Consider the following 18,725-nt stretch of genomic DNA (forward strand, 5'->3'; position numbering starts at 1 on the left):
CCTTATATTTTAGTTTTTGGATCAAATACATCTCTAAGGGTATCTCCCAGCAAGTTAAACAACATTACAGTTATAAATATGGCAAATCCGGGTGCTAAAACCGTCCACGGGGATGTTTGCAGCATGCTCCTTCCGTTTGACATCATCGAACCCCACTCTGGAATTGGGGGCATTGCCCCTAGTCCAAGAAAGGATAAGCCTGCCAGCTCCATAATTATCGTTCCGATATCAAGGGATGCTGTTACCAGTATCGTTCCTGAAATGTTAGGCAAAATATGCTTTATTATTATCTTCATCGAATTCGATCCGCTTAACCTTGCTGCAGATATAAAAGGCATGCTCATTACCGATAGAACCTGCCCTCTTGCCAGTCTTGCGTACTTTGGCCAAGAAATGCATGCCAGAGCAATTACAGCGTTCATGATGCCGCCTCCCAACACGGATGCAACCGCTATGGCAAAAACCATGCCGGGAAAAGCAAGAAACACATCGGAAATACGCATAATAAACGAATCGAATTTACCGCCTTTGTACCCACAAGCAACGCCTACAATCGTACCTACAGAAGTTATTATGCCTACAAGCAACAGGGAAGTAAGTATAGTGGTCTGCCCCCCAACCAATATCCTAGAGAACATGTCCCTGCCGAAACGGTCTGTACCAAGCAAATGGGCATTGCTTGGTCCTTGAAGCGCTTCAGATAAGTTCTGTTCATAGGGATCGTATGGAACTAATTGAGGTGAAAAAAATGTAACCAAAAGCAGAATCCCCGTTAAGGCGCACAACAAATAAAGCTTAAAGCAAGCTGCCTTCCCTTTTTTGATATTTAAATATCCTTTTGATGAAACTTCCATCGCATTTGTGTTTTTCATCTAATCCTCCTGATTCAAGCGGATGCGAGGATCCAAATACTGATAAGTCATATCAGCGATTAGATTTACTGCCACATAAATAAATGACATCCATATGACATAGGCCTGTATCATAGGATAGTCACGCATGGTTATAGAATCCACCGCTAATTTACCCACGCCGTCCCACATAAATATGGATTCGACGATTGCCGTTCCGCCAAGCAATGATCCTATTGATAGCGCCAGCAGCGTTATTATAGTCAGCATTGAACTTTTGAGGATGCTGCGATAAAAAATCACATTATCTCGTATTCCACGAGCTTTTCCACCTAAAACGTAATCCTTGTTCATTTCTTCCAATACCGCAACTCTTACTTGGCGCAAATACTTTGATGCCATGGATATAGTTAGCGTCAATGTAGGTAAAATCACGCTCACCAAAGGGCTGCTGCCATATCCCATTACAGGAAGGATCTTTAACTTCAATGCAAAAAAATATATAAGCAAAAGTGATACGAAAAAATTCGGCATCGAGTTACCCATAAAGCTTAAGAACCGGATACTGTAATCCAGCAGTCGGTTTCGATTCCTCGCTGCTAGAATTCCAAGGGGAACAGCTATAAGCAAGGTTAAAACTATTGACGTCAGCATCAAATAAACCGTAGCCGGCAATTTTGATATGAAGGTTTCAAATACCGGTTTTCCCGAAATATAAGAAATCCCCATATCTCCTGTTAAAACCCCTTTTAGCCACTTAGAATATTGAACCATAAATGGCTGGTCTAACCCTAGTTCCGCTCTCCTCTCTTCCTTGATTTGTTCTGAAACCCCACTGGAATTGCTGTCATAAAGGGTATCCACTGCATCTCCTGCAGCAGTATGCATCAAGGCGAAAGACAAAAATGTAATCCCCAGTATAATGGGTATGATTTGAATCAATCGTTTGAATATAAATTTTTTCACTAAAAAGGAATCCTCTCTTGTAGTTTAACATCGAGTGTTGATTACAAAAAAAAGAGATTGCAATCAACGGCAACCTCCTGGTTTCATCCCATAAACTACAAAAAACATGCACCGATGGTGCAAGCCTTGCAGATATCTGCGATCAAGCTTTCATAGCTTGTATATGTATGTATAATTATAAAGTTTTGTTATAACCATGTCAAGCGGTTTGAGATCACTCTTGGAGGTTTTGTGGCTTTATTCTTATCCCAACCAATTTCTTCACATCCTCAAGTATCTCTCGATTTGTCACCTTTATCATCAGCCATTTTCCCATTGCTGAAAAACCTGTGGCTTTGTACAGTTCAGACACATAGGGAGTAAACAATCCCTCATTGCAATGATCTTTTACGGTTTCTTCTTCCTTATTGCCTACTACCACTAATGCGATAAAGTACCCATCCATCGGATATATTGTACACAGTGATTTCCCGCTTCTTTTGTATTTTATATTCCAACCGGGCTGAGCTGAACACCGGCTGTAGTCAAAATCCGGTCTAACTTTATAAGTATCCCTTAAGTAGTCAGTCAAATCGTCCCATAAGCCGGCTTTATCGCCTATGAACCTTCTGATATCCTCTATGTCAGGGACATTATCAGAATCAAATTTATCATTCCACTTCATGGCTGCCTCCTATAACCTCGTTTGGATAGTACATCTCTAACCATTCTTTTAGCCTTAGTTCCAGCACCGGGTGCATAGGCTTATCCTGATTTTCCTTGTATGCCTTTGCTGCACTTAAAATAGGTGCTTCCTTGTCTACTTCTTTAAGCAAATGGTCCATATTTTCAATTACATGGGTGCAAGCTGGCCCTTTTACATATGATGACAAATCATGAGCTTTATCTGGAGTAATCTGAATATCCTTATCTCCATTTATTGCAAGTGATGGACACTCGACTTTTTTTAAATCTTCAAAAACATCATATTGATAGTGCTCTCTAAACCATTTTGCATTAATTTTTTGGAATTGATATTTTATGACATCTTTATTGCTTGCCATAATCTTGTCATTAAGTTTCTTAGCCTGCTTCTCAACCTTTTCGTCGACTTTCAGCAACCTCGTTATAATGCCCTTAAAGCCCTTCATGTTCACAATTTCATTCTTAGCCAATTCTCTTTGCCTCACGAGGGCATCAGGCAATGATTCTGCTCCTCCCGAAAGAAAAACAAGTCCATCTACGGGGCATCTTGCGTTGGCAGCTGCAATCAAAGTCGCTCCTTCGCTGTGCCCCAATAAAATAACCTTCTCAACCAAAGGATGGTTCTTAAGATATTCAATACTCGAAAGTATATCATCTACAAGATCGAACAAACCGGTCTCCAGAAAATTCCCTGAGCTTTCACCACATCCCCTTTTATCTACTCTTAGAGTGATGAACCCCAGGCTGCTGATATAGTTGGCAACGTTCTTGTAAATATTAGGGAAAAGTTTTCCAGCTTTGAAATTCCCGTCCCTGTCACCGCTGCCAGAACCCGCTATCACTAATACTGCGTCAAAAGGTCCCTCTCCTATAGGGATTTCAAGAGTTCCCTGTAACTGGTATTTACCCTGTATAGCTACATTTTCTTCGCGATAACTCATCATCATTCCCATCTCCTCTATTTATGAAAGGTCGATATTATCTTGACTGTTGTTTCCATTTCTCGTCGATGCCGTAGTGGATCCTATTAAAAAATTGTTTATGATTGATATGATCCACCTAGCTCCTCGGGCACTACCACCCCGGCGCTTACTATCAGCTTCAAGCCTTCCTCTACGGACATGTCCAAATAGGTCACCTCTTCACTCGGCACCAGCACAAGCATCCCGGATGTGGGGTTTGGAGTCGTAGGTATAAAAACGTTCATAAGCTTTGCTTCAGTCTTTTGCTGTATCTCCCCGCCGCTTTCACCTGTTAAAAATCCTACTACATATGTTCCCTTCCTTGGATATTCGACCAAGACTACTTTGTTGAATATATTCTTCCCCTCGAGAGTGAAGGCGTTTATTATCTGCTTAATCCCAAAATAGACCTTCGGAACTATTGGGATTTTGTGCAGCAACTTTTCTCCGTGATGAAACAGTCTTTCACCTACAACGTTTGAGACTAGAGTGCCCGTTATCATAATCAAAATAATCGTAATGAAAATTCCTATTCCCGGAATTGATATGCCAAATAAGCTTTCTATGTGCCTCCCGATAATATCATCCATGAAGCTAAACATTATTTGTATCAAGTATATCGTCGCAGCTATCGGCAATAGAGAAAACAGACCTCTTATAAATATTTGCCTCATTCTTTTCATGTTGCATCGTCCTCGTATTATAAGAGTTTCGCTAATGGTCGTAGAGATACTCTTATTTATTTTTGTTTTCAATATACTAATGCTACAATCTTTTATTAAAACTTTTCAGCCAACTCTCTTTTAAAGTAGTGCCAGCACCAAACTACTTCGACAAGTTCCCAGCCTTCCCTGCCATATTCGTTTAGCTTTCTAGTCGTGCTTTCTCCAAGCCCCCAAATACATACGCATTTGTATTCAAATGTTTTCACCACGGTCATCTCCTTATCTGCTCTTATATCTCATAATTATTTAGTGCTCCTAATTTTGCGATTTATTATCTTTCTGCAATTACAAGCATTTCATAATCTTCAATGCTAAGCTTGTCTTCTCTCGAATAGGCTCCCAGTTTTGCACCATATATATCTACCTTTTTAAAGCCTAAAGACTTCAAAAGCCAGGTTATCTCGCTTGGCATGTAGTACCTTTCATCGCATTTCAATTCATGTTCGACCCCGTCATCATCTGTAAATGTAGTTACGTTGTAGTCTCTCATAGTCATCAGATCAAAACCGCTGCTTTTATATTTAGCACCATCTTCTGCAGCTCCTGTTTCATGAAAATCATCTATGGAATTAAATATCGGAAACAAACCGTTTAGAGTCGTAAAGATAAATTTTGAAGAGCTCTTAAGTGAATTCGAGACGTTTTTGAGTATCTCAAAATTCATCTCATCTGTTTCCATTAAAGGAAATCCTCCCTCACAAAGCATGATGGCAAGATCGAACTGGTCTTCATAGGGCAGGTTTCTGGCATCGTGCTTAAAAAAATCGATTTTCAGACCTTCTGACAATGCCTTTTCCCTGGCTTTATCAAGTTGGTTATCAGACAAATCGATTCCCGTTACGTCGTATCTTCTTTTTGCAAGCTCAATGGCATGTCTGCCCGTGCCACAACCCACATCTATTATCTTAAGGGATTTGTCATAGGCGATTTCTTCTTCAATAAAATCGCATTCTCCTAACGTGCCTTGAGTGAAAACTTCCTTGTCGTAATTATCTGCATAGTTTTCAAAAAGCTTTTCATACCACTGCTTCATAATAATTTTTCCTCCCTTAATACCCCTTTTAGCCTGAAGCGACATCTTTCTCAGAAGTCAAAAATCTAAATACAAGCTTCTATAATAATTATAGCATATTTCATACTATATGATATTAGGGTTACGTGTGTTTGGCAATATGTAAATGCAATTTGGGCATGCGGACAAAATCTTGGACAAAATAGTTTAGGAGGGTGTCTATGTATTCCCGAGAAGAAAGAAACAGAGCGATACATCTGTATTTAAAATACGATAAGTGTATAGCTGGTGTAATAAGAGATTTAGGTTATCCGAACTATAGAACACTAAAAAAATGGTATGCTGAATACCAACAACAACTACTTGATGGTACTGAAAAGGATCCATGTAAAATGAAACCTCGATACACTGAAGAAGAGATTGGCATTGCTATTGAATATTACCTTGAAAGAGGTAAAAATTGTTCTAGGACAGTCAAAGCATTGGGATATCCGTCAAGAGAAACACTTAGAAAATGGGTAGCTGAAATTGCTCCAGAAGAGAAAAAAATAGGTAGAAGTAATGTACAATATTCTCAGGAGCATAAATTAAAAGCAGTCTCTGAACTCTACTTCCGAAAAGAAAGTGCTACGGTTGTTGCAGAACTCCATAACGTTAACCGAGAGACACTTTAGAATTAGAAAAGAGAACTGTTTCAAGAGGAGTTGCACATACCAATGAATATATATCTAAATTTAACTAAAGACAAGCTTAAAGATGAAATAGATACATTTAAAAAAGAACCGGGCATCAGTCTAGCCAATCTGACAAACAAAGAAAACCAAAAATACAACTCTTACAAAGGTGAACTCTCACCAGCACCTGATAATATAATTCAACGCGATTTTACTGCAGATAAGCCAAACAGTAAATGGCTGACAGATATTACCGAATCCAGGCTACCCGCAGGGAAAGTATATCTTTCACCAATCATAGATTGCTTTGATGGAAAGGTAGTTCAGTGGAGCATATCCAATCATCCTGATGCTGAGTTGACTACTAGTATGCTTGAATCAGCAATAACTACTTTGGTTGAAGGAGAAACTCCCATTATTCACTCTGATAGGGGAAGCCATTATCGTTGGCCAGATTGGATTCACTTAATAGAAAAAGCTGGACTGAAGCGATCCATGTCAAAGAAAGGCTACACCCCTGACAATGCTCCTTGCGAAGGATTTTTTGGCAGAATCAAAAACGAGATGTTCTACAATTGCAAATGGAGGAATGTCACCATTGAAGACTTCATTAGAATACTTGATCAGTATTTAAAATGGTACAATAATGACAGAGTCAAAATGAAACTTGGGGGTAAGAGCATAATTGCTTACCGGAAAAGTCTTGGTATTGTCTAAAAAAGAGTCCAAAAAAACATCCGCATGCCCTTATTATTATTGCACTTCTAGATTACCAAAAACAAATCAAGAACTATATTTTTTATTTTTCTTGAAGAAGTAATACAAAAACTAATGTATAAAAACAAATCTCATTAAAATACAATTTTAAAAGTCTGAATAAATATTGAATTGCAAAAACACGGAGAAGGGATAATTCCCAAATCCGTGCTTTGTCTATAATTTGTATTTATGCAAGGAATTATCCAAGAAGCACAAAGGCAATCTTCTCCATTATATCCTTAAATCCTGCAACTCTAATTTCAAATTGTTTTCACACAACTAAACCTGCATTAAACATTGTCTCTTATTTTACCATTTCCCATTGATTGGATTGAGATGACTTTAATACCGCTGTGCATACTTTATCCACTTTATTACCTTCAAAAAACGTTGTAGACGGTTGCTTTTGTTCAACTACAGCTTTTACAAATTCATAAGCTTCAATTGTTTTAAGCTCACCATAACCAATATTCATCCCTGGGATATTCCAAGTAACTTCGCCATGGAAATGAGCTGGTCCAGTATAAATTGTTTTGAAGCCTCTCCTATCATCAGGATCTTTTGCAAAACATACTTGAAGCTCATTTAATCTTTCATAGTTGAAGAATAATGACCCTTCTGTACCATGGACTTCGATTGTTATGAAGTTGTTTCTACCCCATGCATTTCTTGTCGCTTCAATACTTCCGACAGCACCGTCTTTAAATTTAACTAAAAACAAGTCTTCATCATCTACATCGACTGGGGCTTTCTCAGAACCTTCATCAAGTTTAACTGTACCTAACAAATCTACTCCACCTTTTTGAACAGGTCTTTCTTTTATGTATGTTTTAACAGTTGATACAACTTCTGATATATCTCCAACCAAAAATTGTGATATGTCAATAACGTGTGATGCTATATCACCTAATGTACCGGCGCCAGCTCTATTTTTTTGGAATCTCCATGATAATGGAGATGACGGGTCTGCACTCCAGCTTTGCAAGTAAGTAGCACGCACATTTGTAATCTTACCAACTGATCCTTCATCAATAAACTTTTTAGCTAATTCAATAGCTGGAATTCTTCTGTATTGGTAGGCACACATACTAATAATTCCTTTATTTCTCGCCTTTTCAGCTGCATCAGCCATTGCCTGTGCCTCTTCTTTTGTACTTGCAATCGGTTTTTCACAAAGAACATGCTTCCCGGAATTTAAAGCTGCGATAGCAATTTCTGCATGAGAGTCATTCGGTGTACAGATGATGACCGCATCGATTTCATTATCTGTTATAATATCTCTCCAATCAGTACAACATTTTTGGAAACCAAAACGATCCTTAGCTTGATTTGCGATATCCTCTTCAATGTCACAAATTGTTTTAAAAACAGGTACCGCAGGTGCTGGCCAGAAAAATTTGGGCATATTTGAAAAAGCTACAGAATGGGCTTTACCCATAAACCCAGCCCCAACCAATCCTATATTTAATTTTTTCATATAAATTCGACCTCCTATATTTTGTTATTTTTTATTTTGTGAAAAATTACTCAAAGCAACTGCTAAAACAATAATTAATCCCTTTACAATAGTTTGTTGCGCTGTACTTAAACCTGCTAAAATCAAAGCATTGTTTATAATACCCATTAAGACTGAACCAGTCAATGCACCTATGATAGAACCCTTTCCACCACTCATGGCTGCACCACCAAGAACAACTGCCGCTATAACTGTCAATTCATCGCCTTGACCAAATGAGAATCTCCCTGCTTGCATGCGCGCTGCATATAGTATTCCTGCAAAAGAGGCACATAAACCCGATATAATAAAAACTGATCTTTTAATGCGATCTGTTTTAACCCCGCTATATCTTGCCGATACCTCATTCCCCCCTGTTGCAAGTACGTGTCTTCCAAATGCTGTTTTATTAAAAACAATTACAGCTATTATGTAAATAAAGATAGTCCACAATATCAATACAGAAATACCGCCTACATCACCAATTCCAAAAACCTTATTAAAAGTACTATTTTCAATAGGTACAGCAGCGGTATCCGTTATCCACATAGCACTACCCCTAACTGCTGACATAATACCTAAAGTAGCTAAGAAAGAAGGAATACCTAACTTAGTAACCAACAAGCCATTGACTAAGCCAACAATTAAACCAACTCCTAGTCCGCAAATTATAGCAAGTACTATAGAATTTGTAGATTGAAGCACTAATGCTGAAATCATAGCAGTCATAGCTGCTACAGAACCAACTGTCAAGTCTATTTGACCTGCTGCAATTACGAAAGTACCAGCCGCTGCCATTATAGAAATCATAGCCGTTTGACGCAACACGTTCATTAGATTTCGACTGCTAGTAAATCCTTTGTCATTTAATGTGATAGCAAACAATATAAATGCTACAAAGAAAACGATGTACACCATATATTTGCTGAATTGAATATTCTTTAGTGAGAATCTATTCTCACTATTGGCTTTTTTGTATTGCATACTGAAGTTCCTCCTCTGACTTAATATCTTGACGAGGCATTTCACCCGTAATTCGTCCATCAAATAAAATTATTATCCTATCGCAAGTTGCCAACAACTCTGTCAGTTCGGAGGAAACTAATATTACGCCATTTCCTTCATCTGCGAACTTCCGAACTATCTGAAGTATTTCTGACTTAGCACCTATGTCAACCCCAGCCGTAGGCTCGTCTAGCATCATAATTTTTGGATTTGTATTTAGCCACTTTGAAATCACTATTTTTTGTTGATTTCCTCCTGATAAAAGTTTAATTGTTTTATGGATACTGTTCGTGACAACATTTAATTCCAAAACATTTTTTCTTACTACCTCATTTGCAACCCTCTCAATAATAAATCCTTTTCTTGTTAAGTTTTTTATAATTGGCAAAATACAGTTTTCTTTAACCGAATTTTCTAATATCAATCCTTGCTTTCTTCTATCTTCCGGCACAAGAGCAAACCCCGCTTTTATAGCATCACTTGAATGTCTGGATTCAACAGCCTGCCCTTGAACTAAAACCGTACCAGAAATTTTTTTCCTTAATCCAAACAATGTTTCCAAAATCTCAGTTCGACCACTACCCATTAGTCCAGCTATCCCTAAGATCTCTCCCGGTTTAAGCAAGAACGAAATATTATTGATGCGATCATTAACCTTTAGATTTTGAACACTAAGTAAATCTTCACCATTTAAATCATAGTGTCTTTCTATCCACTCGAACTTTTTTCGAGAATCCTCTCCTCCTGTCATATGATTTATGATTTGATCCAAATTAATGTTTTGAACTGACTCCGTTAAAACTAATTCTCCATCTCTTAAAATGGATATGGAATCAGCAATATCAATAATCTCATTCATCCTATGTGAAATATAAACCATAGAAACACCTTTCGTCTTTAAATCTCTAATGATTTTAAATAATTGTTTTGTTTCAGCAGTGGAAAGAGACGCTGTAGGTTCATCTAAAATCAATATCTTTGCATTTTTCAAAATCGCTTTTGCAATTTCAACCATCTGGCTCATTCCAACGCTAAGTTGGTTCATTGGCGTGTTTGGATTAATTTCTATGCCTAATTCATGCAAAACTTTCTTTGTTTTCTGATTCATATCATCTACATCTCTAAAGACACCCTTTTTTAGTTCATCACCAAGGAATATATTTTCAGCGACAGTCATTGTCTGAATTAATGATAACTCCTGAAAAATCATTGCTATACCTCTTTCCTTGGCATCTTTCAATCCTTCTATTTTAGTCAGTTTCCCTTCAATAAAGATTTCACCTTCATCCAAAGCATATACACCTGTCATTATTTTCATTAATGTAGATTTACCAGCACCGTTACCACCTACCAATGCATGAACTTCACCTTTTTTAAGATTAAAATTGACACTTTTTAAAACAGATACTGATCCAAAACTTTTTTTAATATTCTTCATTTTGAGAATGACTTGTTGTTCCATCTCATATGTTCCTTTCTTTTTTAAGCAAAGTCTGTAGCAACTTTTATTCATGTAAGTAGTGCTACAGACTTTGTCAAATGCCTAATTGCTACTCTCTTTTGCTTTTAGAAGCCAATCAGGAGCACTAACTTTGTAAATGTTTTCATAAGCTTCAATAATATTATTTCTGTCAACACGTTTAGCAGGTACTGCAACATATGCGGGTGCTTCTTTACCTAACAGCGCATAAGCTGCTAAAGTTGCTTCTGCCACACCTTGGTCATATGGCAATTGTGCACCAAGCCCTAATATATTACCTGCTGCTACTTCTTTAGCAATATTATTTCCTAAATCAATTGTGCTTAATTTGATATCCGTGATTCCAGCAGCCCTTAAAGATGATAGAACACCTTCTGCTGGAACGTCCCAATGTGCAAATATCGCATCCAAGTTAGGATGTTTTGTGATCATCGCATCCGCCACACCACTTGCTTCATTTGGATCTTGGAATCCCATTTCAGCCACAATTTCGATGTCTGGATACTTATCAGCCATTGTCTTTTTAAATGCTTCTAATCTTTGATTTGTGACAAAGAAATCAACATCAAAATATACAACACCGACATTTCCTCTACCATTCAACGCTTCCCCTATCAAGTCAGCAGCAACAATACCATTACCATAGTTGTCTGCCGAGACACAACTTACATAATCTACACCTGCTACAAAACCATTGGGTACATTATCCATAAATACCAATTTAACGCCTGCATTAGAAACACGTCGAAATGCATCTGCAGTTGCTGCGGGGTCGGTCGGTATGCTGACAATGACATCTGGATCCAGCGCCATCAATGTTTCTAGATCAGATACTTGTTGTTCAGGCGCAAAGTTTGCGTCGGTAACCCCAACAACTTCAATCCCTAAATCTGCAAAAGTATCATTTAGCGCTTTTAATTGAGTTGAAGACCAATCATTTCCTCCATAATGGAAACTAATTGCAGCTTTAAAGCCTCCTTCTCTTATTTGATTTTTTTCTGCATCCGTCAAACTTAGCGTAAATGCATTAACCGCGGTTTCACCATTCGGACCTACACTCTTGATTTCGTTTTCATCTTCCGCTGTTATTCCATGCGATTCGTTTGAGGTATCTTGTGACTGATCGTTTGTCGCATCAGTATTATTTTGTTGATCATTGTTATTGCCACAACCTACCATCCCCAACATAATTGATAGCATCAATACAATTACTAATAATTTTTTCATAATTCTGTTCCTCCATTCCATATTATAAGATAATCAATTAAGAAGATTTACTCTCTGCTTTTTTTAAAGTAAACCTTCAAGGAATTTGTATGATGTTTCGCAAGCTTCCTCTGGAAATCCTGAATAACCATCAATTTCTACCAAGTAATCACCTTTATAGTGCTTGTCTTTTAAAAATTGAACTATTTCTCTTATGTTAATAACACCTTTTCCTAATGGTACAAATTCTTGTTTGTCCCAATCTTTAAGATGTATATATTCAATTCTATCAAAGTATCTTTTGACAAGTTCCAATGCATCCCCCCCACCAGCTACCAAGTGAGCAATGTCAGGGCAGAAAGGAATATCTGTTAATGAGAAAAGCTTATGTATTTGCTCCGGTTTTTCAGCAATTGATCCTAAATGTGGATGATAACTTGCGATAAGCCCATATCCTTTAATAATTTCATTAGCTTTATCTAATGCTTTTGCTAAAAGTTCATAATCAGACTCAAGGATCCCCTTCCCTCTTACTGCTCCTCCCCCAAGCACTATATGTTTTGCACCCATTTTTTTTGCTAAAGTTGTTACTTTTTCAATTCTGAAAAGCTCATCTTCTAATGCATCTTTATAAATAAAGCTTGCACCAATATATACGCCTAACAGTTTAATATTATTCTCCTCCAATATTTGAGTGAATTTATTCGGATCACTTTCGTACTCCGAGAGATTCCCATCAAATACCTCTATGAATTTGTATCCTTTTGATGCAATCGTTTTAATTGCTGATACGTCATCACATATTGTTAAATAACGGACATCTTTGACGTTAGTGACGCCACCGCCATGGCCTACTAACGCACCAAAAGCATTTGTCATATAACCTAAATTCATTACAATACCCCTCTCTTTATAAAATATTTGATTGAATAAAAAATTGGTTATTTATTTGCGCAAATTTTACTATGGTTTGAGTTTAACACTTCTTTCAATGTCTGTCAAGAATCTTGTCTATTTTTTTGAATTTTTTATGAACCAAACGTGATAATGTCCCAAATGGTAAATATATTGTATGATATAATCTCAAGATTAAATAGCCAGAAAAGATGGTCATGCAAAATAAAATGGATAGATTTAACTATATCAGAACAAGAGAAGTATGAAATCACAAAATCTTTAGTAGACCATGACGGGAACAAAAGGCGTGCTGCAGTTAAACTAGGGTTTAGTCTCAGACATGTCAATCGTCTTATAGCCAGATAAAAAAGAAAGAAAAAACGCTTTTTTTCATGTGAACAAAGGCGCAAGCCTTCCCATGTTTTTAGCGATGAATTAAAGACAGATATCGTCACTCTGTATAACAACAAATACTTTGACGCTACATTTGCTTATGCTTGTGAGCTTCATGAAAAACATGATCAGATAGCAATCTCTGCTACCGCAAACTCTAAAATGCTTTATGACGAGCACATAGCTTCTCCTCACACCACCAAGAAAACTAAAAAGAAAATGGCGGCCAACCTAAAAAAATGCACAATGAAGCTTTGACCAAAAGGGATCAAGATCATCTACAAGCTTCAATTGTGGATCTTGAAGATGCACATTCCAGGCGCTCTCGGTGTGCATACTTCGGAGAAATTCTTCAAATGGATGCCTCGCTCCATGATTGGTTTGGAGATTCAAGAGCACAACTACACATCGCTATTGACGATTCCACGGGTAATATTTAGGGGGACATTTCGATGAATAAGAAATTTTGAACCGATACTACAACGTATTTTATCAGATTCTAACTACACACGGCATTCCTGCTATGTTTTATACGGACAGGCGTACCGTTTTTGAATATAAAAAAGCCAACACCAATGAAGTTGAAAATGATACTTGATTATCACACCTCAAAGTGAGTCAGCTTTAATTATAAATTAACAACCACCGGATATATTATTAAAGCCATTTCGAGTTTTTATAGTTTCAAAATGGCTTTCCTAGCAACTTATTATACTTCTAGAAAATCAATCAATTCTCGTGGTGGCATTTCTTTAAATATTATTTTCCAAGTTTTCAGTATGTTTTCTCTAGTAACGTATAATGGTTCTAGTCCTACAAAAGAAGGCACTTCCTTGCCTAACAAGCTATTTGCCGCAGCCAACGCCATGGCCTGGCCTTGCTCATATGGTCTCTGGGCACCAATGGCCTTAACCATACCTCCCTTTGCCATGTTTAAGGCCAGATCAAATTCTAAATCACCTGTCGCCAACACAACATCTGTCCTTCCCATCTCCAGCAAAGCTTCTACCGCAGACATGGCTGGACCTCCCCAAGACACATATATACCACCAATATCAGGATGAGCGTTCATGAGCTCTACAGTCTTTTCTTTTACTTGTTCTTCATTATCAAAAGAAACTTTTCCGCAAACAACCAACTCCGGATACTCTTCAAGGATAATTTGTTCTGCCGCATTGTCTCTTTGATTTGTTGCATAAAAATCCATCCCATAATTAATCATTCCAACATTAGTTTTGTTAAATTGTCGCATATATTCACCTAAACCATGACCAATAGATCTTCCGTAAGAGTGTTCATTTACAGAAATACACGTCACGTAATCACCCGGTTTCAATCCATCAGGTACGTTAGTGATTAAAACCAGCCTAGATTTACTTTGGATAATTTTTTTATATGCATCTGCAGTTCTTGTAGGATCTGTTGGTATGCTGATAATAACGTCGGGTTCTAATGTAACCAAACTTTCTAGTTGCTTGCTTTGCATAACCGGGTCGAAATGAGCATCCGTAACAGCTAATAGTGAAATGCCCAATGAATTAAATTCATCTTTTATGCCTTTTTCATGAAGTCTGGACCACGCAGTCCCTGTATAATGAAAAGAAATTGCCGCTGTGTAGTTCCCCGTTTGTACTTTTTTTCGTTCATCATCAGTTAAATACAGTGACTCAATTGAAGCTGCCTTTTCTCCAAACGGTCCTCTACCTATACCTCTAGTAGAATCTCTAACATGAAGCATCGTTGGCAAAACAATTATTTCTGGTACTGTAACCAAACTCATTTTCGTGTTATTTTCAAACAAGTTCTTTTGTACCCGTTTCAAAAGGATCGATGAAGCTCTTTCTGCAATTTCTTTAACTTTCGGCTCCACAGTTGTAATTGCAGGGCTATGAAGCTTTGCCCATTCGAAATCATCACAACTAATAATTGATAAATCTTTAGGGCATGCGATGTTATATTCATCAAAATATTTCAAAACCGAAACCACTACTTTGTAATCAGATAGAATTAGCGCCGTCGGCTTATTGTCATATTTTTGAAATGTTTTGATTGCTTCGTAAACTTCTTGCTTTGTTTCTTTTCCTAAAAAAATATACTCCGATTCTTCTTTAATCCCATTATCTTGCAAGGCTTTTTTATATCCTTCAATTCTTTCAACGTAATCATTTTCGCTGCTACTCAATATCACAATGTTTTCATGCCCACCTTTAATTAAATAATTCGTAGCTCTATAAGCGCCATTATAATCATCGGATATAACAGCATCTGCATGAATACTCTCTATGACATCATTAATAAAAAGAATCGGTACTTTCACAATTCTAAGTATTTTTTCTAGCCGTTCGCTTTCTTTTACAGGAAAAACTATAAGCCCAACCGCATTTTCAACCGACAATAATGTTTGAGAGTACAATTCTAGTTTCTCTGATTCTTCGTCATAACAAAGAGACACCAATGTATATCCTTTTTCTCCAATATACCGTCTGATATATTTCTCAACTTGGTTTTGTAGAGGCGTTTTTTCTTCTCCGGTTAGAAAAACAACATATTTCATTTTAGTTGTTAATGCACTGCCGTTCTTCTCTTTCCTAAGTACAAAGTTTGGCGGATTATCCATGGTTCTGATTACGTCTTCTACACGCTTAACTAATTCAGGACTGACATATCTCGTTTTATTAACAACATGAGAAACTGTCGTCACTGAAACTCCTGCCATCTTCGCAATGTCTTTTATCGTTGCCATATCATTCACGCTACCATTCCGTTTATTATAGATAATAAAACTAACTCACTTAAAGTCAAATTCGCTCAACCGAATTTAGTTTATTACGTTAAACAGATTCTGTCAACAGACATATGCTTAGTTTAGAAAATATCCGCAAAATTTAATCTTACTTTTCTGTATCAAGACTTGTTGACTCTTTGCCCATTACATGTTAAGATAAGTTATGGTAAAATTTGCGCAATTTTTATAAAGGAGATGAAGAATATGAAATTAGGTTTTGTAAGTTCTATCTTGGATGAGTCTTCATTTGAAGAAGTCCTCGATACAGCTAGCACTCTTGGTTATGAGTGCATTGAGGTGGCCTGCTGGCCCAAAGAAAAGGCGTCTAGACGTTATGCTGGCGTAACACATATTGATATCAATACATTAAGCGACGAAAAAATCAACTACATAAAAACCTGTTGCAAAAATAAGAATATTATGATTTCATCATTAGCCTACTACCCTAATCCTCTTGACGAAGATCTTGAAAAACGAGAAAAATACATTTCACATTTAATGAATATGATTACAATTGCACCTAAATTAAATGTCTCAACTATCACTACTTTCGTGGGTAGAAATCAGCATTTAACAATTGAAGAAAACTTAGAAAAATTTAAACAGATTTGGACACCTATTATTAAATTAGCCGAAAAACACAAAGTAAAAATTGCTATTGAAAATTGTCCTATGTTATTTACCAGCGATCAGTGGCCAGGTGGACAAAATCTAGCTACAACCCCTTCCATATGGAGAAAAATGTTTGACTTAATCCAAAGCGATTATTTTGGATTAAATTATGACCCATCTCATTTTGTATGGCAGCAAATGGATTATATTAGTCCTCTATATGAATTTAAAGACAAAATATTCCATGTGCATTTTAAAGACATAAAGTTATTCCACGATAAGTTGAATGATGTAGGTATTATGGCATATCCTCTTGAATATATGTCACCGAAACTCCCTGGATTAGGCGATGTTAATTGGGGCAAGTATGTTTCTGCATTAACAGACATTAACTACAAAGGATATGCATGTATAGAAATCGAAGATAAATCGTTTGAAGATTCTAAAGAGGCAATACTTAATTCATTAAAACTAAGTATTCATTACATTCGTCAATTTGTTGTCTAGAATTTATCAACAAAACTTTTTAGATAAAAATAACTTTTGAGGTGATAAAAATGAAAAAATATAACGTCGGACTCATTGGAGCAGGTTTTATGGCGAAAGCCCATTCAATAGCTTATGCAGCTATGCCTATGTTTTTTTGGCCAGCTCCTGGTATTCCAGTAAAGAAAATAATCTGCGACTTAACTGAAGAAGGTGCAAAAGACGCAGCCGCTCGATTTGGATTTGAAAATTATACTACTAAATGGCAAGAAATCATTAATGACCCTGATATTGATATAATTGATATCGCTACTCCAAATGACAGTCATGCTGAAATTGCAATTGCTGCTGCTGAAGCTGGGAAACATATTTTCTGTGAAAAACCTATAGCCAGAACAAAATTAGAAGCAGAGGCTATGTTAAAGGCTGCAAAACTATCAGGAGTCGTTAATATGTTAGCTTTTAACTACAGAAGAACACCCGCTATAACATTAGCTAAAAAATTTATTGACGAAGGCGCAATAGGTAATATCCTAACTTTTAGAGGCACCTATCTTCAAGATTGGTCTGCTGACCCTAATGTTCCTCTTTCATGGCGATTTCAAAAAAGCATTGCCGGCACAGGTGCTTTGGGAGATATTGGAACACATGTAATTGATATTGCAAGGTACTTAGTAGGAGATATTGATGAGGTTTGCGGTTTGCTCAATACCTATATCCATGAAAGATCAGTGCAAAATGGTTCTTTAGACAAACTAGGTACAGTTAAATCAACCTCTGAAACCGAAAAAGCTCTCGTTGATGTAGATGATGAAGTATCATTTATGGTAAAATTTAAAAATGGTTCAACCGGTAGCATTGAGGCAACCCGTAATGGATGGGGGCGAAATAATTACATTACTTTTGAAATCCACGGGGATAAAGGATCAATTTTTTTTAATTACGAGAGACGTGATGAGCTCCAGGTCTATTTTGCAGATGATTCGTATGACAGACGAGGTTTCAGAACAATATATACAGGACCTGCTCACCCAAATGGTGAAGCTCTATGGCCAATACCAGCACTTGGTATTGGTTATACTGAAACAAAGATTGTTGAATGTTATGATTTTATAAAGGCCATTAAAGACGGAGAAGAAGCCACTCCAAACTTCAATGACGGATATAATATAGAATTAATATGTGACGCCATTATTAAATCTTCAAAAGAACAAAAATGGGTTAAAACTGGCTGTTAGAACACTGACCATCGACAAAGTCTGAAAACAATACTTTCGACTTTGTCGGGGATAGGATACGAGGGTGTAAAATTATTTTGTGTATAGATCTTTTATTACAACTGTAAATTTATCTTTTTTAAAGAAGTATGTTAACTTCCAGAAAATTTGTGACTAAAACTCCTTATTAATGAATATGCCTTTTTGTGGAAATAATAAAATAGAACTACGCCGATCATCGAATTATGATTTGCGTAGTTCTATTTTATGCGGCTAGATTTAAGAGATAAGTGATGATTGTCAAATAAAATCGACCCACTTTTTCGTTTAAATCTGACCCACCTTCGTTTTGATTAATGGAGGGGTAGATTTATCTGTGAATTCTATTTTTAACACTTAAAATTGACCCACTTGTCAGTATGTTATACCTTTGTACCCGTCATTCTCTAATTACGTGTGATCTATCATCATTGTTTTTGATGATGAATCCAGTGATATGTATCTACTTAACTCTAA

General features: G+C 36.9%; 16 protein-coding genes and 1 pseudogene. 4 read left to right on the forward strand and 13 right to left on the reverse strand.

What is annotated here, in order from left to right:
• Nucleotides 1-2: 2 nt before the first annotated feature.
• From nikC to BUB93_RS04025, 7 genes are all read right to left on the reverse strand, one after another.
• Nucleotides 3-872, reverse strand: a complete 870-nt coding sequence (gene nikC / locus BUB93_RS04000) for a nickel transporter permease (protein ID WP_242945334.1) — start codon at nucleotides 870-872, stop codon at nucleotides 3-5.
• Nucleotides 873-1,817: a nickel ABC transporter permease gene (gene nikB, locus BUB93_RS04005; RefSeq protein ID WP_073269799.1), complete on the reverse strand. Its 945-nt coding sequence runs from the start codon at nucleotides 1,815-1,817 to the stop codon at nucleotides 873-875.
• A 214-nt stretch (nucleotides 1,818-2,031) separates the two neighbouring features.
• Complete coding sequence (locus tag BUB93_RS04010; protein WP_073269800.1) at nucleotides 2,032-2,481, reverse strand: DUF3788 domain-containing protein; 450 nt, start codon at nucleotides 2,479-2,481, stop codon at nucleotides 2,032-2,034.
• Nucleotides 2,468-3,448, reverse strand: coding sequence for an alpha/beta hydrolase (locus BUB93_RS04015; protein ID WP_242945338.1), 981 nt, complete (start codon nucleotides 3,446-3,448; stop codon nucleotides 2,468-2,470). The genes BUB93_RS04010 and BUB93_RS04015 overlap by 14 nt, the downstream gene beginning before the upstream one ends.
• A gap of 92 nt (nucleotides 3,449-3,540) precedes the next feature.
• Nucleotides 3,541-4,146 carry a DUF502 domain-containing protein gene (locus BUB93_RS04020; protein WP_073269801.1) on the reverse strand — a complete coding sequence of 202 codons (606 nt, stop codon included), beginning with the start codon at nucleotides 4,144-4,146 and terminating at the stop codon, nucleotides 3,541-3,543.
• Nucleotides 4,147-4,241: 95 nt separating this feature from the next.
• Complete coding sequence (locus tag BUB93_RS11415) at nucleotides 4,242-4,394, reverse strand: hypothetical protein (RefSeq protein ID WP_200789410.1); 153 nt, start codon at nucleotides 4,392-4,394, stop codon at nucleotides 4,242-4,244.
• 65 nt (nucleotides 4,395-4,459) lie between these two features.
• Nucleotides 4,460-5,221, reverse strand: coding sequence for a class I SAM-dependent methyltransferase (locus tag BUB93_RS04025; protein ID WP_200789413.1), 762 nt, complete (start codon nucleotides 5,219-5,221; stop codon nucleotides 4,460-4,462).
• 200 nt (nucleotides 5,222-5,421) lie between these two features.
• Here BUB93_RS04025 and BUB93_RS11460 point away from each other — a divergent pair, with 200 nt between their 5' ends.
• Together BUB93_RS11460 and BUB93_RS11465 are read left to right on the forward strand one after the other, a co-directional pair.
• Complete coding sequence (locus BUB93_RS11460) at nucleotides 5,422-5,874, forward strand: transposase (RefSeq protein ID WP_073269802.1); 453 nt, start codon at nucleotides 5,422-5,424, stop codon at nucleotides 5,872-5,874.
• A 147-nt stretch (nucleotides 5,875-6,021) separates the two neighbouring features.
• Nucleotides 6,022-6,591: pseudogene (locus tag BUB93_RS11465) on the forward strand (IS3 family transposase); the annotation flags it as partial.
• Between the two features lie 346 nt (nucleotides 6,592-6,937).
• Here BUB93_RS11465 and BUB93_RS04040 read toward each other — a convergent pair.
• The 6 genes from BUB93_RS04040 to BUB93_RS04070 form a co-directional block, all read right to left on the reverse strand.
• On the reverse strand, nucleotides 6,938-8,110 hold the full coding sequence (locus BUB93_RS04040; protein WP_073269803.1) for a Gfo/Idh/MocA family protein: 1,173 nt from the start codon (nucleotides 8,108-8,110) through the stop codon (nucleotides 6,938-6,940).
• Between the two features lie 24 nt (nucleotides 8,111-8,134).
• Nucleotides 8,135-9,112 (reverse strand): ABC transporter permease, encoded by a 978-nt coding sequence (locus BUB93_RS04045; protein WP_073269804.1) that lies wholly within the window; start codon nucleotides 9,110-9,112, stop codon nucleotides 8,135-8,137.
• Nucleotides 9,090-10,595: a sugar ABC transporter ATP-binding protein gene (locus tag BUB93_RS04050; protein WP_073269805.1), complete on the reverse strand. Its 1,506-nt coding sequence runs from the start codon at nucleotides 10,593-10,595 to the stop codon at nucleotides 9,090-9,092. The genes BUB93_RS04045 and BUB93_RS04050 overlap by 23 nt, the downstream gene beginning before the upstream one ends.
• Before the next feature lie 81 nt (nucleotides 10,596-10,676).
• Nucleotides 10,677-11,840 (reverse strand): substrate-binding domain-containing protein, encoded by a 1,164-nt coding sequence (locus BUB93_RS04055; RefSeq protein ID WP_073269806.1) that lies wholly within the window; start codon nucleotides 11,838-11,840, stop codon nucleotides 10,677-10,679.
• 63 nt (nucleotides 11,841-11,903) lie between these two features.
• The gene (locus tag BUB93_RS04060; protein ID WP_073269807.1) at nucleotides 11,904-12,713 is read right to left on the reverse strand and encodes a sugar phosphate isomerase/epimerase family protein; all 810 of its coding nucleotides are present in this window, start codon (nucleotides 12,711-12,713) and stop codon (nucleotides 11,904-11,906) included.
• 1,105 nt (nucleotides 12,714-13,818) lie between these two features.
• Entirely contained in the window at nucleotides 13,819-15,852 is a 2,034-nt protein-coding gene (locus tag BUB93_RS04070) for a LacI family DNA-binding transcriptional regulator (protein WP_073269809.1), read from the reverse strand.
• Between the two features lie 246 nt (nucleotides 15,853-16,098).
• Here BUB93_RS04070 and BUB93_RS04075 point away from each other — a divergent pair, with 246 nt between their 5' ends.
• Complete coding sequence (locus tag BUB93_RS04075) at nucleotides 16,099-17,013, forward strand: sugar phosphate isomerase/epimerase family protein (RefSeq protein ID WP_073269810.1); 915 nt, start codon at nucleotides 16,099-16,101, stop codon at nucleotides 17,011-17,013.
• A gap of 50 nt (nucleotides 17,014-17,063) precedes the next feature.
• Nucleotides 17,064-18,230 (forward strand): levoglucosan dehydrogenase, encoded by a 1,167-nt coding sequence (locus BUB93_RS04080; RefSeq protein WP_073269811.1) that lies wholly within the window; start codon nucleotides 17,064-17,066, stop codon nucleotides 18,228-18,230.
• Nucleotides 18,231-18,725 lie beyond the last annotated feature (495 nt).

The sequence above is a fragment of the Alkalibacter saccharofermentans DSM 14828 genome (assembly GCF_900128885.1).
Classification (GTDB): domain Bacteria; phylum Bacillota; class Clostridia; order Eubacteriales; family Alkalibacteraceae; genus Alkalibacter; species Alkalibacter saccharofermentans.

What these genes read in the sequence shown, in the direction of transcription:
- BUB93_RS04020 (WP_073269801.1), bottom strand. Translation starts at nt 4,146, where the DNA reads ATGAAAAGAATGAGGCAAATATTTATAAGAGGTCTGTTTTCTCTATTG.
- BUB93_RS04015 (WP_242945338.1), bottom strand. Translation starts at nt 3,448, where the DNA reads ATGATGATGAGTTATCGCGAAGAAAATGTAGCTATACAGGGTAAATAC.
- BUB93_RS04040 (WP_073269803.1), bottom strand. Translation starts at nt 8,110, where the DNA reads ATGAAAAAATTAAATATAGGATTGGTTGGGGCTGGGTTTATGGGTAAA.
- BUB93_RS04075 (WP_073269810.1), top strand. Translation starts at nt 16,099, where the DNA reads ATGAAATTAGGTTTTGTAAGTTCTATCTTGGATGAGTCTTCATTTGAA.
- nikC (WP_242945334.1), bottom strand. Translation starts at nt 872, where the DNA reads ATGAAAAACACAAATGCGATGGAAGTTTCATCAAAAGGATATTTAAAT.
- BUB93_RS04045 (WP_073269804.1), bottom strand. Translation starts at nt 9,112, where the DNA reads ATGCAATACAAAAAAGCCAATAGTGAGAATAGATTCTCACTAAAGAAT.
- BUB93_RS04070 (WP_073269809.1), bottom strand. Translation starts at nt 15,852, where the DNA reads ATGGCAACGATAAAAGACATTGCGAAGATGGCAGGAGTTTCAGTGACG.
- BUB93_RS04080 (WP_073269811.1), top strand. Translation starts at nt 17,064, where the DNA reads ATGAAAAAATATAACGTCGGACTCATTGGAGCAGGTTTTATGGCGAAA.
- BUB93_RS04025 (WP_200789413.1), bottom strand. Translation starts at nt 5,221, where the DNA reads ATGAAGCAGTGGTATGAAAAGCTTTTTGAAAACTATGCAGATAATTAC.
- BUB93_RS04010 (WP_073269800.1), bottom strand. Translation starts at nt 2,481, where the DNA reads ATGAAGTGGAATGATAAATTTGATTCTGATAATGTCCCTGACATAGAG.
- BUB93_RS04060 (WP_073269807.1), bottom strand. Translation starts at nt 12,713, where the DNA reads ATGAATTTAGGTTATATGACAAATGCTTTTGGTGCGTTAGTAGGCCAT.
- BUB93_RS04050 (WP_073269805.1), bottom strand. Translation starts at nt 10,595, where the DNA reads ATGGAACAACAAGTCATTCTCAAAATGAAGAATATTAAAAAAAGTTTT.
- BUB93_RS11460 (WP_073269802.1), top strand. Translation starts at nt 5,422, where the DNA reads ATGTATTCCCGAGAAGAAAGAAACAGAGCGATACATCTGTATTTAAAA.
- BUB93_RS04055 (WP_073269806.1), bottom strand. Translation starts at nt 11,840, where the DNA reads ATGAAAAAATTATTAGTAATTGTATTGATGCTATCAATTATGTTGGGG.